The sequence below is a fragment of the Paenibacillus sp. SORGH_AS_0306 genome (assembly GCF_030819345.1).
In the GTDB taxonomy this organism is placed as follows: domain Bacteria; phylum Bacillota; class Bacilli; order Paenibacillales; family Paenibacillaceae; genus Saccharibacillus; species Saccharibacillus kyungheensis.
Genome location: NZ_JAUTBP010000001.1, coordinates 3536328 through 3552931, shown reverse-complemented (window position 1 = coordinate 3552931; position 16604 = coordinate 3536328). Strand labels below are relative to the sequence as shown.

Here is a 16604-nt window from a genome sequence, read left to right as displayed (position 1 = left end):
AGAAAGCGAGCTGTACACCATGGATTCACTGCAACGATTAATTACTCAATGTATCGAAGCTGGCGAGCTAATTACAGCAACTCTAAGCCAACTTCGTAAAAAAGATAATGATGCTTTTACCAAAGTCATCATCAAACCTGTCGAATTGAAAAAGCAACTTCATTACCAATTCGCATATCATTACAGCAACAAAGTGACTCATGATAATCTGTTACCAGCAGAAGCCATAACGACATTATTTGCATTATTGCAAGAAACGATGCGTCAGGGGCTCATCTGTACCAAAGAAGCGGATTATCAAGTACTGATCAGTAAAAAGTATAAAGTATCTATTTTGACCAAAACACCAACCAAAACATCGACCGATCTTAATCATAATCGCAAAAAGCAATATATTCTTGAAGATGGCGAACCTGTTCCTTTTTTGATTGAACTAGGTATTATGAATGCAGATGGCAAAGTATTAGCTCGTAAATATGATAAGTTCCGCCAGATCAATCGCTTTTTGGAAATGGTACAAGATGTACTTCCTTCTTTACCGGTTAACAAAGAGTTAACGATTGTTGATTTTGGATGTGGTAAATCGTATCTTACATTTGCACTCTATCATTATCTGAATATTCAACAACATCGTCCGCTAAATATTGTCGGTCTTGATCTCAAAGCAGATGTGATTCAACATTGTAGCCAATTAGCAGAAAAGCTTCATTATGATCAATTGAAGTTTTTAGTCGGTGATATTGCAGATTACGATGAGCTAGAACAAGTCGATATGGTAGTGACATTGCATGCTTGCGATACAGCAACAGATGCCGCGTTAGAAAAAGCAGTACGCTGGAACGCATCTGTTATTTTATCGGTTCCTTGCTGTCAGCATGAATTATTCAGCCAGATTCAGAACGATACTATGAGTCCACTGTTATCGCATGGTATTTTAAAAGAGCGTTTTTCTGCACTAGCTACCGATGCGATACGTGCCAAATTGCTTGATCTGTTAGGATACAAAACGCAATTGCTTGAATTTATAGACATGGAACATACACCCAAAAATATTTTGATTCGTGCTGTCAAAGCAGATACAGAGCAACCGGCGGAAATGTGGCAGGAATATACAGCATTTCGGGATATGATTCAAGCCAAGCCGTATCTTGAAAATGCATGCAAAGATCTGCTACAGCATTATCAAAAATCATTAGTATAATCTATATTTTATGGTATAATCCAAGCTGGATTCGTTGTTTAACAGCGAGTTCAGCTTTTTTCATGGGCAGAGGGGATTCAGTCACTCTGGTACATAGTGGAATGCCTTCTATGGGCTGTGCTAAAATAACAGAACATCGTGATAGCTGGCTTACTTGTACTGACATGGGAATACATAAATATGGGATACAGAGATACAGAATGATACACATCAAACAATGGGTTAAGGAGGATTGGTGGAAATTATATCTGATATTATTGCCCAATTATTGCATTGGGTTCAACAACTTGGGTATTTTGGAATTATGCTTGGATTGATGATCGAAGTCATTCCAAGTGAGATTGTACTGGCTTATGGAGGATATCTAGTCTCCACAGGAGCGATCAACTATTTTGGAGCTGTCTTTTTCGGAACAGTAGGGGGCGTTGTTGCTCAACTATTTATTTACTGGATAGGACGGTATGGCGGTAGACCTGTTTTAGAAAAGTACGGCAAATACATTTTGATCAAAAAAAGCCATATCGATCATGCCGAAGCATGGTTTGATAAATATGGTTCAGGTGTTATTTTTACAGCACGCTTTATTCCTGTTGTTCGTCATGCGATCTCGATTCCGGCAGGCATTTCTAGAATGTCACATATGCGCTTTATTTTATTGACTACCCTTGCAGTTATTCCATGGTCTGCGCTGTTTGTTTATCTAGGAATGGTACTTGGAAGTCAATGGGAACATATTGATGATATCGCTAGCAAATATACAGTACCATTGATTGTTGCAGCTATTGTGCTATTGGCAGCTTACTTTTTGGTTAAATGGAAGATAAAGAACAAAAAGAAGGGTGGCTAATCTTATGAACAAACCAAACTTAGCAGATAAATGGGAAAAAGGAATTTCTCCTCAGGAATTTATGGAGGGGATGACTCAAAATAAAGACGAATTTCATCATGGATACGAATTGTTTAACTGGACGGATCTAGACGATCATGAGTTTTTTAAATTGCTTGCTCATCGTGATGATTTGCGCTCATTAATTCTAGCAGCAGATTGGTGTGGAGATGTCGTTCGTAACGTTCCTGTCGTATTCCGTGCATTTGAAGAAGCAGAGATTCCAACCAAAATTTTAATTTTGGAAGATCATTTTGATACGATGGATGACTATTTAACAATGGGTGGTCGCTCTGTACCTGTGGTGATTATTACAGATACAGGTGGACATGTGCTTGCTCAGTGGGGACCTCGTCCAGAACACGTACAAGAATTAATGATCGCTTTCAAACAGGAAAATCCAGATCGTGAAGCACCAGACTATCAAGAAAAAATGGCTGTTGTCCGTAAAGGTATGGCTGAACGGTATGGTGAAGGTTCTGCTTCTCACGCTATGATTATTCGTGAATTGCGTGAAATTTTATCGGGGGTGTAATACATTTTGTTCAAAATAGAAAGTTTTTCGTTAGGCCCTTTACAGACCAATGCGTATTTACTCATTGCTGAAAATAGTTCCGATGCGATAGTGATTGATCCAGGTATGAATCCAGGTGCATTAGTTCGCCGCATCCAATCACTGAACCTCAACGTAGAAGCGATTTTGCTAACTCATGCTCACTTTGATCATATGGGCGGACTGGAAGAAGTACGTACATTATGCAACTGCCCTGTATACCTGCATGATCTAGAAGCAGAGTGGTTAACCAATGCCAAATTAAACGGTTCTGCTAATTGGTCTCAAGTGACACCGCCAATTACAGCCGAACCTGCTGAATATGCTTTAGATGAAGGACAACAATTGAAGTTAATCGGTCATACCTTCACCGTATATCATACGCCAGGTCATTCACCGGGGAGTGTAAGCTTCCTTTGTGGTAAAGAACTATTTGCAGGTGATGTCTTATTCCGTATGGGTGTAGGTCGTACTGATCTTACAGGTGGTAGTGAACGCCAATTGATTGATTCTATTCGTACCAAGCTATATCGTTTGGCAGATGATGTGACGGTATATCCAGGTCATGGACCCAAAACGTCAATCGGTGCAGAGAAATCCAGTAATCCTTACGTTCCTGCTTAATTTGAAGGTATAATCTATTACAATCTTCGAAAAGAGTTCCAGCACGCAAATCGAGATCATTTCTCTGGTTTGCGTGTTTTTTATTGAATAAGATTAATAATTGACCAGTAAATGACATGAATCGACTTTGGATATAGAAATAAACGTTATGCAAGTGTAATTAGCCTGATTTTTCGTAATAAAATTGGACATCGTTATTTTTTTTTAGTATGATACAGAAATAAAGTAGATAAAGCTAGGGGGAGTTACACGATGCTGCATTTAGGAGAAAAAATCGTAGTTGTCGCTGATACCTTTGAGCAAAGTCTGCCTGTAGGAGATTACGGATATGTTATTGCATATGACCGTAACCCTGATAATGCCTTCGATTATGTCATTCGTATTCCTAAGGTCAATCGTAATTTTTTTGTTCCTTCCGGTGATATTGAGCCAGAAGAACGGTTGCTCCGGCAGGAAGCTGAACGAGTCGGACGCGAGGCGCTAATCGATTATGCTCTAGCGACACATAATGAGAAATTATTTTATCATATTATGAATGGCGAAGAACTTCCGTTTGTGGAAGAACCTTTGACGGATACTGTAGCGCAAGCAGATTTTGTAAAACAAATTAATTTGCGTGCATGGATTTAAAGAGTCGGCTTGCCGGCTCTTTTTTATTATATACAAATAACTAACGATTTATTATAGAACTTCAATTGAATTGTCACCTTATCTACCCTATAATTAAAAAAGTTATTTTCAGCGAGGGAGGAACCACAATTGAGTATTAATATCAATGATGTAGAGCATGTAGCCAAGCTAGCACGTTTGGATCTGAGCGAGCAGGAGAAAGAAATGTTTACTGCGCAGTTGAGTGCTATTTTGAAATATGCAGAAAAATTAAAAGAATTAGATACAGAAGAGGTAGAGCCGACTACTCATGTATTGCATCTAAGTAATGTAATGCGTGAAGATGAAGTTCACGAAAGTCTTCCGATTGAAAAAGTGTTGCGTAATGCACCAGACGATGAAGACGGACAATTCAAAGTACCTGCTGTACTGGAATAGACTATAGATCAACCACTGTGATCAACAGAATTGAAGGAGGAACCTGCATTGACTTTATTTGATTTGAGTCTGAATGAAATACATAATCGGCTTCATGCCAAAGACTTGGCAGTCACCGACCTTGTAGCTCAAGCATTCAAGACAATCGGTGAACAAGACGACAAAATACAAGCATACCTTACACTTAACGAAGAAGGCGCAACAGAGTCTGCCAAAGCACTAGATGAAAAGCTAGTGAGCGGAGAAGCACGCGGATTACTGTTTGGACTTCCAGTAGGGGTTAAAGATAATATTGTGACAGAAGGACTACGCACAACATGTGGTAGTCAATTTCTTAAAAATTACGATCCTATTTATAACGCAACCGTAGCGGACAAGCTTCGTCAAGCAGACGCTGTTACAATCGGCAAGCTAAATATGGATGAATTTGCTATGGGCGGTTCTAATGAGAACTCTAGCTTTGCACCTGTGCGCAATCCGTGGAACTTGGATTATGTTCCTGGAGGTTCAAGTGGTGGTTCGGCAGCAGCTGTAGCAGCAGGAGAAGCTTACTTTACGCTAGGATCAGATACAGGTGGATCGATTCGTCAGCCTGCTTCTTATTGTGGAGTTGTAGGATTGAAGCCGACTTACGGTCTTGTGTCTCGTTTTGGTCTAGTTGCCTTTGCATCTTCGTTAGACCAGATAGGCCCTCTTACCAAAAATGTAGAAGATTCGGCTTATGTTTTACAAGCAATCGCAGGATATGATGCCAAAGATTCAACATCTGCAAAAGTGGATATTCCTGACTATGTAAGTGCATTGTCCGGTGAAATCAAAGGTCTCAAAATTGCAGTTCCTTCTGAATACATCGGTGAAGGTGTCGATGCAGAAGTGAAGCAATCGATTATGGATGCTTTAGCTGTGTTAGAAGGATTGGGTGCAGAGTGGGAAGAAGTATCTTTACCACATACTGAATATGCAGTAGCCACATATTATCTGCTTGCCTCTTCTGAAGCTTCTTCCAACCTAGCACGCTTTGATGGCGTACGTTATGGTGTACGTGCAGAGAATCCTGGCAATCTATTAGAGTTGTATCATCAATCGCGTAGTGAAGGATTCGGAGATGAAGTGAAACGTCGTATTATGCTTGGAACATATGCGTTAAGTTCTGGTTATTATGATGCTTATTATTTAAAAGCACAAAAAGTACGTACATTGATCAAACGTGATTTTGATAATGTATTTGAAAAATATGATGTTATTATTGGACCAACTGCGCCGACAACAGCCTTTAAGTTAGGTTCGCAATTAGATGATCCATTAACAATGTATCTTAATGATATTTTGACGATTCCTGTAAGTCTTGCAGGTGTTCCAGCAATCAGTGTTCCTTGTGGATTTGCTTCTGGATTACCTGTAGGGATGCAAATTATCGGCAAAGCCTTCGACGAACAGACGGTTTTGCGCGTGGCACACGCTTTTGAACAAAATACCAATCATCAACAACGGCCGCAGCTCTAAAACCGTATGAAGAAGGAGGAACCTATCAGTATGTCCAAATACGAAACAGTAATCGGACTGGAAGTTCACGTTGAACTACATACCAAGTCCAAAATCTTTTGTGGCTGTTCTACAGCATTCGGTGCACCTGCCAATACACATACTTGCCCTGTTTGTCTCGGTCATCCAGGTGTATTGCCTGTACTAAATCGTCAAGCTGTTGACTATGCAATGAAAGCAGCAATGGCGATTAACTGTAAAATAGGCGATGTTAGTAAGTTTGATCGCAAAAACTATTTCTATCCTGATTCTCCCAAAGCGTATCAGATTTCTCAATTTGACCAACCGATCGGCGAACATGGTTGGGTTGATATTGAAGTGAATGGTACAACCAAGCGTATCGGGATTACACGTCTGCATTTAGAAGAAGATGCAGGTAAATTAACACATACATCCGGTGGATATGACTCTTTGGTTGATTTTAACCGTGTCGGTACACCTCTTATTGAAATTGTGTCGGAACCTGATATTTCTTCACCAGAAGAAGCGCGTGCTTATTTGGAAAAGATTCGTGCGATCATGCAGTACTGTGATGTATCTGATGTGAAAATGGAAGAAGGATCACTTCGTTGTGATGCGAATATCAGTCTGCGCCCGGCAGGTCAAAAAGAATTTGGTACTCGTGCTGAACTTAAAAATATGAACTCTTTCCGTGGTGTACAAAAAGGATTAGAGTATGAAGAATATCGTCAAGCTGAGATTTTGGATGATGGCGACAAAGTGATTCAAGAAACACGTCGCTGGGATGAAGCTCAAGGCAAAACATTATCGATGCGTGGCAAAGAAGAATCGCATGACTATCGTTACTTCCCTGATCCAGATCTAGTGACATTGCATATCGATCAAGCATGGAAAGATCGTATTCAAGCTTCTATTCCTGAATTACCTGATGCACGTAAAGCTCGTTACACTTCAGAATACGGATTGCCTGAATATGATGCAGGTGTTATCACCTCTTCCAAACCTTTAGCTGATCTATTTGAAGATAGCCTGACTTATACCAGTGATGCCAAATCGGTAGCGAACTGGATGCAAGGGGAATTGCTAGGTTATTTGAACGCAAATAGTCTTGAATTGGCCTCTGTTCCTTTAACAGGACAAGCACTAGGTGAATTGATTGGACTGATCGAAAAAGGAACCATCAGTAATAAAATTGCCAAAACCGTATTTAAAGAAATGCTACAGTCTGGCAAATTACCGCAACAAATTGTAGAAGAGCAAGGATTAACTCAGATTAGTGATGAAGGTGCAATCAAAGGTATTGTCGAAGCAGTTATCGCTGCGAATCCGCAGTCTGTTGAAGATTACCAAGCAGGCAAAGACAAAGCGATTGGCTTTTTAGTTGGACAAGTCATGAAGCAAAGTAAAGGCAAAGCGAATCCAGGTATGGTTAACAAACTATTGGCTGAATTATTGCCTCGCTAATCTGGCATCATCCCGGAATGATAAAGGAATATAGGGGCATGCCATATGGCATGTCTCTTTTATTGTTCTTTTTTTGCTTTTGAATACATTATATCTGGCGATCAAGGAGTGATCTTGTGATTCAAAAGTGTGTATTAGAAGATGACAATACCGTTCAACAAATATGGGCGTTACAACATATTGCTTATCGATTAGAAGCTGAATTGATCGGGTTCAAAGAACTTCCTCCATTAATGGATACGGTAGAAAGTATTCGTCGTTCTGGTGAAACGTTTTATGCGTATGTGAATGAGTACGAAGAAATTCAAGGTGTTATTTCTATAGAGCAAGAAGAGCATGATACATTAACAATCGCTCGAATGATGGTACATCCGACTGCTTTTCGGCAAGGGATTGCAAGTCAATTGATTGAACATGTGTTTGCACAATATCCTAATGTTCCTTTATATATTGTATCGACAGGGAAGTTAAATCAACCTGCTGTCGCTTTATATGAAAAATATGGATTTCGCCCGGTAGAGACATTTGAAGTAGCACCAGGAGTGAAATTAACAACATTTCATCGGTTAAATCCTTCTCTTTCTCAAGTAAGGGAGGACTCAGTTGACTAATGTCTGATCCCTGGTATATTACCAATGTTCATATTTTACTTCGTTTAGTTGCATCTATGTTGATGGGCGGATTGATCGGTTGGGAACGAGAGCGTTCTAGCCATGCAGCAGGACTTCGAACACATATTTTAGTATGTGTAGGTTCTACTTTGATTATGATGCTCTCAGTCTATGGATTTGCTGAATTTGTCAAAGAACCGAATGTAAGACTTGATCCGGCTCGATTAGCTACAGCGGTTATTTCAGGTATCGGATTTTTGGGTGCAGGTACGATTTTATTTACAGGTAAAGCGATCACTGGTCTGACTACAGCCGCTTCACTTTGGGTAGTAGCTGCGATTGGTTTGGCGATTGGAGCTGGTTTTTATTTTGCAGCTTTTGTCTGTACATTGATCGTTCTTTTGAATTTGTGGGTACTTAATATCGTAGAACAACGTTATATTCGTCGTAGCAAAGATCATCAGATTACGATTGAAGGCATAGCAGGGACATTAACATTAGATAAAATCTCTCGCTTTATGGATAGCGAACATATCCAGATCAGAAAAGTCACTTATGTTAAAGAACGAGGCGGGATCAGTATGACATCTGATTTGTTAGTTACTGAACTTCGTTTGAGCGTAGTGATCAAGCACGAATACGATTCATTAGAATTGATAGGCAGTATTCAGAAGATTGAGGGAGTCACCGCAGTTGCTATTGAGTAAAAGCAAAGAAGAAGGAGGCATGATCAACAGTGAAGAAATCCCCTGCCAAGCTACCTCTCAAACGTAAATTTATCGCTGTTCTTATTGCTGCTATTCTTCCTGGATTTGGTCATATGTATCTAGGATTGGCGCAAAGGGGAATACAGTTTATTGCTGTTTTACTGCTTGATATTGCTGCCCTTTTTTATTTCACATCGAAAGGCATTCAGATCAACGTACCTCTTTTAATATTGTTAGCATTAATGATTCCTGTCATTTATTTTTATAATGTATATGATGTTTTGCAATCAACAGATTGGATTAACGATCATATAAAAGCATTGATTCCCAAGTACAAGCGCCGCAAGTCATTTGCAGGTGTACGTGGCATTTCATTCGGTTTAGTATTGATGGCTGAAGGATTATTAATCTGTATGTTTTTAGTACGACCGTATTGGCTACGCAATATCGTAAGCTTTTGGGGTGGGTATATTATTGCCGTCGTTTGTATAGTTATCGGAGTAGGACTGCTTGCTTTTCAAATGGTACGTATCTATCGTACGATTCAGAAACACAAGTCTTCTGCTACATCTCAAGCGGTAGGAGGTGCTAGCAATGACCGGTAGAATTAGAGTAGGACGAATTACAGCTTCCCTGTTATGGATAGCATTGGGTATATTAATCTGGATAGATCAATGGAGCGGTGGTAGCCAATTAATGATCCTTCTCCAATGGTGGCCTCTTATTTTCGTATGCTGGGGTTTGGAATATATTGTCTTTTATATGCTTTCCCGGCGTAACCGTATGAGATTCCGTTTGGATATCAAAGGAATACTGACAGCTGTGATTGCGACTGCGGCTATTTTTTTCGTGACCGAGCAGAATCAGTATCTATATTTATGGAGTAAAGTAAGCTTAGATTTAACAGCTGCTTCTTCTGAATTTAGCGAAGCATCTGGCAATCGAATAGAATTAACGCCGGTTGAGATTCCGGTAGATAAAGATACTGATGAATTAACAGTAGAAGGCATCAACGGAGATTTAATCGTTCATCGTGGGGATGTCGAAAAAATCGAAGTTCGCCCTGTTGTCTGGATCGATGAGATCAAAGCAGAGGAAGCACAGAAAATTGCAGATGCTACAAGTATCGAAGTTTCAGAAGGCGATGAGATTTCAATTCGTCCACAGACCCAGACGTATGGAGAATCCAACAATCGGCAACCACGAATCAATATGGAGATTACATTACCTGAAAAAAGTCGGCTAGATATCAATGTGCAGACAACCAACGGTAAAGTCACGATGACCAATATTGAAGCATTACGCAATATTGCTGTACGTTCAGGAAATGGTAGTCTGATTATGCGTAACCTTGTAGGGGATATCAAAGCTCAGACGGTTAATGGAAATATGGATATTTCGTCTATTTTAGGTAATGTCGAGGCAGATACGAAGCAAGGCACATATAAAGCTAGCGATATTAGCGGCGCTGCCAAATTGTATACCCAAGTAGGTGATGTTTCATTAATCGGTGGACTTGGTGATATTGATGTCAACACAAGAAATGGTAACGTTATGGTGGATGAAGCCAATTTTGCAGTCAAAGCTGAATCATTAAATGGAAATATAGAGATTCGTTCTGTCAGTATTGGCGGAGATTGGTCGGTATATAGCGCTGTTGGTGTCATTCATCTGTATTTACCACCGACAGGCGATTACAAAGTTTCAGGATCTAATAGTTATGGAACGATCAATACAGATTTACCGTTAAAAGTTGAAAAAAGAACAATCACAGGTGAATTTGGTACAGCAGATCATTCGATTCAGGTAGATGGTAATGGTGATTTGAATATTATGCGTAACAGTGATGCAATGATCAAAGATAATGACGATCAGACGATAGATCCATCCAATGCTGAAGAGACTGATTCTTCCACCAATTCGAAATCTTCTAGCAATATACCAAAAAGCAATACAACCAACACAGATGAAGCGGTCACAGAGTCCACCTCAGCCAACTAAAAGAGGTCGCGTTGACAATCCTCTTCATCTAACCGTACAATTAAAGCTGACGAATGTCTGCCTTGTCTGGTCACTTTCTTCTTTTATTAGTTCTTACCGGACATACAGTTTTTTTCGGAAAGTTCAATAAGGCGGTGAATAAGATGACGACAAGTGTTCAACACGCATTAGAACAACTCAAAGTCAGTGGCGTACGGATTACACCTCAACGTCATGCGATTTTAAGTTATTTATTAGAATCAATGGAACATCCAACAGCAGATGAAATTTATCGTTCGTTAGAACCTCAGTTTCCAAGTATGAGTGTAGCTACGGTATATAATAATTTGAAAATGTTTATTGAAGCAGGTATGGTGCACGAATTAACGTACGGTGATAATTCCAGTCGGTTCGATGCGAATATTACAGATCATTATCATGTCATTTGTCAGCAATGTGGCAAAATCGAAGATTTTAGTTATCCTTCTTTAGAAGCAGTAGAACAACAAGCAGCCAGGCATACAGGATTTCAGATTTCTGGGCATCGGATGGAGCTCTATGGAACTTGCGCACATTGCAGAGGCTTGAATCAACATTAATTTCCAAAGCGCGAGAAACCGTATGGTTTTTCTCGCTTTTTTTATTAGATGTGCAACTAGCAGGGTAAAAGTAGAAAAGAACAGCATGAGTTTGAATCACGCAGCACAAGGAGGATACTTTGAATAGAAAAGAACGAGCACGTCTACGCAAATCAAACAAACGTCGTTGGTGGATACTAGGGTTTGCTGCTCTTTTAGTTGTAGGTTGGATGATATTTGAGATTTTCCCTAACCCTTTACATAAAGACCCAGAGTGGAAAGGCCTAACCAAGCCTATTTTTATCAAAGGAGAGATCCTTCCTTATTCCGCAATAGGTACAGGAGATTCTTTACAGTTACCTCTGCCTGTTTTGCAAGAACAGATAGACCCTAAGATTCGCTATGAAGAAGCAACGCAATCAGTCATTTTAACAACAGATCGTAATCTAGTGCAATTGCAAAGTGGAAGTAAAGATGCACAACTGAATATGAAATCGGTACAATTGCGATTTGCTCCTCAACAAGAAGGAGACATTTTGTATGTACCGCTAGCTCCACTCAAAGAAACGTATGGCATTAATGTATATGAAGATCCGACTACCGGTGCTGTGATTTTGTTAAAAGCAGGCGAAAAAGTTCAATACGCTCACACAGTTACAGGAGGATCAGACCAGACAGTAGCATTGCGAGCAGAAGCAGATATTCATTCTCGTATTTACAAAGACGTGCCTGATAACGCACGTTTACGTATTTGGGAGACTGGAGAAGGTTGGTATACCGTTCAGTTAGATAATGGGTATGTTGGTTATATACAGAGCGATAACGTCGTTCTAGATGATTTAGAGACGGTATCAGTGCCACAGATGCCCAATAGTCGAGTCAATAGAGACTGGGCTGGTAAAAAAGTGAATCTAACATGGGAAGCAGTATATGAACGTCAACCTGATACTACAAAGATTGGCGAGTTACCAGGAATTAATGTCGTCAGTCCGACATGGTTCGAAATTGTCGATAGTACAGGAAATGTACGCAGTAAAGCCGATATGCATTATGTAAATTGGGCACACAACCGCAACAAAGAAGTATGGGGATTGATCACTAACAATTTTGATGCAGATATGACAACAGGAGCACTATCAACGTATGAGAATAGAAGTCGTGTTATATCACAACTATTAGAATATGCTAGTCTGTACCAACTAGACGGGATCAATATTGATTTTGAAAGTGTGCATACCAAAGACGGTCCTAACGTAACTCAATTTGTACGTGAACTACGACCACTTGCTCTTCAAAAAGACCTGGTACTTTCAATGGATGTAACACCAAAGTCCAATAGTGAGCTATGGTCGAAATTTTTAGATCGTGAAGCATTAGCCCCTTCGTTAGATTATATGATGCTTATGGCGTACGATGAACACTGGGCAGCAAGCCCCAAATCCGGTTCAGTAGCTTCATTACCGTGGGTAGAAAAAGCAGTAAATCGTGTTCTGGAAGAAGATGAAGTGCCAGCTAACAAATTGATTCTGGGTGTTCCTTTATATGCGCGTGTATGGACAGAAAAGACTGAAGATGGTCAAACAAAAGTCTCATCCAAAGCCTTAGGCATGAACGGCATTGCAGAATTAATCAAAGAAAAGAAATTATCACCGAAGTTAGACTCTAGCACAGGACAGAATTATGTAGAGTATCAACAAGATGGAGCACTCAAGCGAATTTGGATCGAAGATGAAGTGTCACTCCAAGCAAGAGTAGAACTTGCTCAAAAGCTTAATCTAGGTGGAGTCGCTTCATGGACACGTAGCTTAGGTGATGATCGCGCATGGAGTACATTATCCAAGATAGAGCAATAAATCATGATGAATCAATAAGACTTCATCATCAATAAAGTAATCTTCTTTTATAAGGCTAGAGCATCTATAGAGTATCCATCTATAGGCGTTCTAGCCTTTTTTATAGAAATACTCACATTTCAAGCAGGAAAGGGATTCCAAATTGTAGAAATAAGTTCTATAGCGATAAAAACAATGAGTCAACTTTCAACCAAATGAAGGAGGACAACGTGGAATTAACTAATCTTTCTTTTCTACATGCACATTCCAATAACCATAAGATTATCGGAGCGGTTGCATCGAAAGGCCAAAACCAGCAATTCAATGGTTCACTTTTACATGATTTTGAAGTTCTTATTATTGTAGTATGCAGTTATCATGAGCAGGTAGAAGTTATCGAACATCGTATTGATGGATCAAATACACATGTACAAGTTATCTATGTCGATCAAGACATTCTAGAACAATGTATGATCACTGGAGATAACCGTATTATGATCGAACATTTCCTCAAAGGGGAATTGCTCTGGGATACCAATGAACAAGTAGATCATTTAAGAAAACAATTTATACACTTTTCCAGTCCTTTGCGTGAGCGTCGTATATTTTTAGAATTTACACAATTTCTAACACAATACGTAGAAGCCAAGCACCATATGAAACAGAATCAAGTCATGGATGCTTATAATAGTATTTTTCAAGCATTACAACACTGGGCAAGAATTGATCTATCTGAAAAAGGAATCTATCCTGAATCAGCAGTATGGGAACAAGTAAGGACATGCAAGCTAGACGTTTACAAATTATATGAACAACTAGCATTCAGTACAGAGACGATGGAGCAGCGAGTAGAGTTAGTATTACTAGCATGCGAATTTTCAGTCATGTCCAAAATGAGAGAATGTTCATCTATACTATTCCAAGTGCTTCGCAGCCGTAAGCAACCATGGAGTGTCAAAGAACTGTTACAGCATCCTGACTTATCTCATGTAGGCAATATGCTACCTATGGTTATTCGCAAACTTGTATTTCGGTCATTGATCAATGAAGTCGTATCATGGAGACCAGAACAAGCAGGTGGAGAAAGAGAAATTCGCTATTGGCTTAACCGATAACAACTGAAGAAATCAACGTTCACTAACGAAGCGGAATACGGCAATATCCAATCTATAATAATTTGCTAAATAAGTAGTTGACTTGTGTTAACAATCTGTGATAAATTATAAAACGTTCCGCTTCAACGGATACAGCGATTAACACTATATATTCTTCTATAAGTAAATGAAAGATTACGAAGGAAGAAAAAAACTTCTTGAAAAAAAGTGTTGACTAAATGAAATGAGCATGATATATTATAAGAGTTGCTGATGCGATAACGCGTCGGTGCACAAAAGCAAAACAAACGAAATGTTTGATCTTTGAAAACTGAACAACGAGTGAGTAAACAAAGGTCTTAGCCGACCTTTACAAAATAGAGAACTTCGGTTCTCGCCAGTTTCAAATTGAGCAAGTCAAACACTTTATGGAGAGTTTGATCCTGGCTCAGGACGAACGCTGGCGGCGTGCCTAATACATGCAAGTCGAGCGGAGTTGATAAGAAGCTTGCTTCTTTGATACTTAGCGGCGGACGGGTGAGTAACACGTAGGCAACCTGCCCTCAAGCTTGGGACAACTACCGGAAACGGTAGCTAATACCGAATACATGATTTGTTCGCCTGAACGAATTTGGAAAGACGGAGCAATCTGTCACTTGAGGATGGGCCTGCGGCGCATTAGCTAGTTGGTGAGGTAACGGCTCACCAAGGCGACGATGCGTAGCCGACCTGAGAGGGTGATCGGCCACACTGGGACTGAGACACGGCCCAGACTCCTACGGGAGGCAGCAGTAGGGAATCTTCCGCAATGGACGCAAGTCTGACGGAGCAACGCCGCGTGAGTGATGAAGGTTTTCGGATCGTAAAGCTCTGTTGCCAGGGAAGAACGTCTGAGTGAGTAACTGCACTCAGAGTGACGGTACCTGAGAAGAAAGCCCCGGCTAACTACGTGCCAGCAGCCGCGGTAATACGTAGGGGGCAAGCGTTGTCCGGAATTATTGGGCGTAAAGCGCGCGCAGGCGGCTTTTTAAGTCCGGTGTCACAGCCCAAGGCTCAACCTTGGGTCGCACTGGAAACTGGAGAGCTTGAGTACAGAAGAGGAAAGTGGAATTCCACGTGTAGCGGTGAAATGCGTAGAGATGTGGAGGAACACCAGTGGCGAAGGCGACTTTCTGGGCTGTAACTGACGCTGAGGCGCGAAAGCGTGGGGAGCAAACAGGATTAGATACCCTGGTAGTCCACGCCGTAAACGATGAATGCTAGGTGTTAGGGGTTTCGATACCCTTGGTGCCGAAGTTAACACATTAAGCATTCCGCCTGGGGAGTACGGTCGCAAGACTGAAACTCAAAGGAATTGACGGGGACCCGCACAAGCAGTGGAGTATGTGGTTTAATTCGAAGCAACGCGAAGAACCTTACCAAGTCTTGACATCCCTTTGACCGGACTAGAGATAGTCTTTTCCTTCGGGACAAAGGAGACAGGTGGTGCATGGTTGTCGTCAGCTCGTGTCGTGAGATGTTGGGTTAAGTCCCGCAACGAGCGCAACCCTTATGCTTAGTTGCCAGCACATCATGGTGGGCACTCTAAGCAGACTGCCGGTGACAAACCGGAGGAAGGTGGGGATGACGTCAAATCATCATGCCCCTTATGACTTGGGCTACACACGTACTACAATGGCCGGTACAACGGGAAGCAATATCGCAAGATGGAGCCAATCCTTAAAAGCCGGTCTCAGTTCGGATTGCAGGCTGCAACTCGCCTGCATGAAGTCGGAATTGCTAGTAATCGCGGATCAGCATGCCGCGGTGAATACGTTCCCGGGTCTTGTACACACCGCCCGTCACACCACGAGAGTTTGCAACACCCGAAGTCGGTGGGGTAACCGCAAGGAGCCAGCCGCCGAAGGTGGGGTAGATGATTGGGGTGAAGTCGTAACAAGGTAGCCGTATCGGAAGGTGCGGCTGGATCACCTCCTTTCTATGGAGAATCGTTTCCTGCAACGGAAACATTCGAACGTCTTTCTTTCGGGAAAGACAAACGCAGAACACTCCGGTGGATCTGTGGTCACCCAAGTGGTGACACCACTCACTCGTTGTTTAGTTTTGAGAGGTCAATCTTCTCAATATTTACCGTATGTTTCATCGTTTGGTGGCGATGGCGGAGGGGTTCCACACGTACCCATCCCGAACACGACCGTTAAGCCCTCCAGCGCCGATGGTACTTGGACCGCAGGGTCCTGGGAGAGTAGGACGCCGCCAAGCGCATTCTTTTCATGTCGAAAAGAATCTTACAATACGGGCCCTTAGCTCAGCTGGTTAGAGCGCACCCCTGATAAGGGTGAGGTCGGTGGTTCGAGTCCACTAGGGCCCACCATATAGATTTACTTCCCAATTATGGGGCCATAGCTCAGCTGGGAGAGCGCCTGCCTTGCACGCAGGAGGTCAGCGGTTCGATCCCGCTTGGCTCCACCATATTATTTTTACCCAAGTTGATCCTTGAAAACTGGATACCGAAAACGAAACA

At 41.3% G+C, this 16604-nt stretch carries 15 protein-coding genes, 2 tRNA genes and 2 rRNA genes; all 19 read left to right on the top strand.

Features of this window, described 5'->3' with window-relative positions:
* The first annotated feature begins 19 nt into the window (after positions 1-19).
* On the top strand, positions 20-1201 hold the full coding sequence (locus tag QE450_RS15585) for a class I SAM-dependent methyltransferase (protein ID WP_307300392.1): 1182 nt from the start codon (positions 20-22) through the stop codon (positions 1199-1201).
* Between the two features lie 235 nt (positions 1202-1436).
* Positions 1437-2048, top strand: coding sequence for an undecaprenyl phosphate transporter UptA (gene uptA, locus QE450_RS15580; protein WP_307300388.1), 612 nt, complete (start codon positions 1437-1439; stop codon positions 2046-2048).
* Positions 2049-2052: 4 nt separating this feature from the next.
* On the top strand, positions 2053-2622 hold the full coding sequence (locus QE450_RS15575) for a thioredoxin family protein (protein ID WP_273613561.1): 570 nt from the start codon (positions 2053-2055) through the stop codon (positions 2620-2622).
* Positions 2623-2628: 6 nt separating this feature from the next.
* Positions 2629-3264, top strand: a complete 636-nt coding sequence (locus QE450_RS15570; protein ID WP_373461988.1) for an MBL fold metallo-hydrolase — start codon at positions 2629-2631, stop codon at positions 3262-3264.
* A 252-nt stretch (positions 3265-3516) separates the two neighbouring features.
* Complete coding sequence (locus QE450_RS15565; protein ID WP_273613560.1) at positions 3517-3894, top strand: ATPase; 378 nt, start codon at positions 3517-3519, stop codon at positions 3892-3894.
* A 129-nt stretch (positions 3895-4023) separates the two neighbouring features.
* Positions 4024-4311, top strand: coding sequence for an Asp-tRNA(Asn)/Glu-tRNA(Gln) amidotransferase subunit GatC (gatC, locus tag QE450_RS15560; RefSeq protein WP_273613559.1), 288 nt, complete (start codon positions 4024-4026; stop codon positions 4309-4311).
* A 48-nt stretch (positions 4312-4359) separates the two neighbouring features.
* Positions 4360-5814, top strand: a complete 1455-nt coding sequence (gatA, locus tag QE450_RS15555) for an Asp-tRNA(Asn)/Glu-tRNA(Gln) amidotransferase subunit GatA (RefSeq protein WP_137226276.1) — start codon at positions 4360-4362, stop codon at positions 5812-5814.
* Positions 5815-5844: 30 nt separating this feature from the next.
* Positions 5845-7278 (top strand): Asp-tRNA(Asn)/Glu-tRNA(Gln) amidotransferase subunit GatB, encoded by a 1434-nt coding sequence (gatB, locus tag QE450_RS15550; RefSeq protein ID WP_273613557.1) that lies wholly within the window; start codon positions 5845-5847, stop codon positions 7276-7278.
* A 116-nt stretch (positions 7279-7394) separates the two neighbouring features.
* Positions 7395-7889 carry a GNAT family N-acetyltransferase gene (locus QE450_RS15545; protein WP_301263672.1) on the top strand — a complete coding sequence of 165 codons (495 nt, stop codon included), beginning with the start codon at positions 7395-7397 and terminating at the stop codon, positions 7887-7889.
* A complete protein-coding gene (locus tag QE450_RS15540; RefSeq protein ID WP_273613555.1) occupies positions 7889-8596 on the top strand; it encodes an MgtC/SapB family protein in 708 nt (235 codons plus the stop codon). The genes QE450_RS15545 and QE450_RS15540 overlap by 1 nt, the downstream gene beginning before the upstream one ends.
* Positions 8597-8625: 29 nt before the next feature.
* A complete protein-coding gene (locus tag QE450_RS15535; protein WP_273613554.1) occupies positions 8626-9201 on the top strand; it encodes a hypothetical protein in 576 nt (191 codons plus the stop codon).
* A complete protein-coding gene (locus QE450_RS15530) occupies positions 9191-10597 on the top strand; it encodes a DUF4097 family beta strand repeat-containing protein (RefSeq protein WP_307300372.1) in 1407 nt (468 codons plus the stop codon). Before QE450_RS15535 ends, QE450_RS15530 begins: the two co-directional genes overlap by 11 nt.
* A 143-nt stretch (positions 10598-10740) precedes the next feature.
* Positions 10741-11175: a Fur family transcriptional regulator gene (locus QE450_RS15525; RefSeq protein WP_307300369.1), complete on the top strand. Its 435-nt coding sequence runs from the start codon at positions 10741-10743 to the stop codon at positions 11173-11175.
* 209 nt (positions 11176-11384) lie between these two features.
* Positions 11385-13007, top strand: a complete 1623-nt coding sequence (locus QE450_RS15520) for a glycosyl hydrolase family 18 protein (protein WP_373462048.1) — start codon at positions 11385-11387, stop codon at positions 13005-13007.
* Positions 13008-13216: 209 nt separating this feature from the next.
* Positions 13217-14101 carry a nucleotidyltransferase-like protein gene (locus QE450_RS15515; protein WP_273613551.1) on the top strand — a complete coding sequence of 295 codons (885 nt, stop codon included), beginning with the start codon at positions 13217-13219 and terminating at the stop codon, positions 14099-14101.
* Between the two features lie 404 nt (positions 14102-14505).
* A 16S ribosomal RNA gene (locus QE450_RS15510) occupies positions 14506-16058 on the top strand.
* A 167-nt stretch (positions 16059-16225) separates the two neighbouring features.
* Positions 16226-16342, top strand: a 5S ribosomal RNA gene (rrf, locus tag QE450_RS15505).
* A 35-nt stretch (positions 16343-16377) separates the two neighbouring features.
* Positions 16378-16454: transfer RNA gene (locus QE450_RS15500), tRNA-Ile, on the top strand.
* Positions 16455-16476: 22 nt separating this feature from the next.
* Positions 16477-16552: transfer RNA gene (locus QE450_RS15495), tRNA-Ala, on the top strand.
* Positions 16553-16604: the final 52 nt, after the last annotated feature.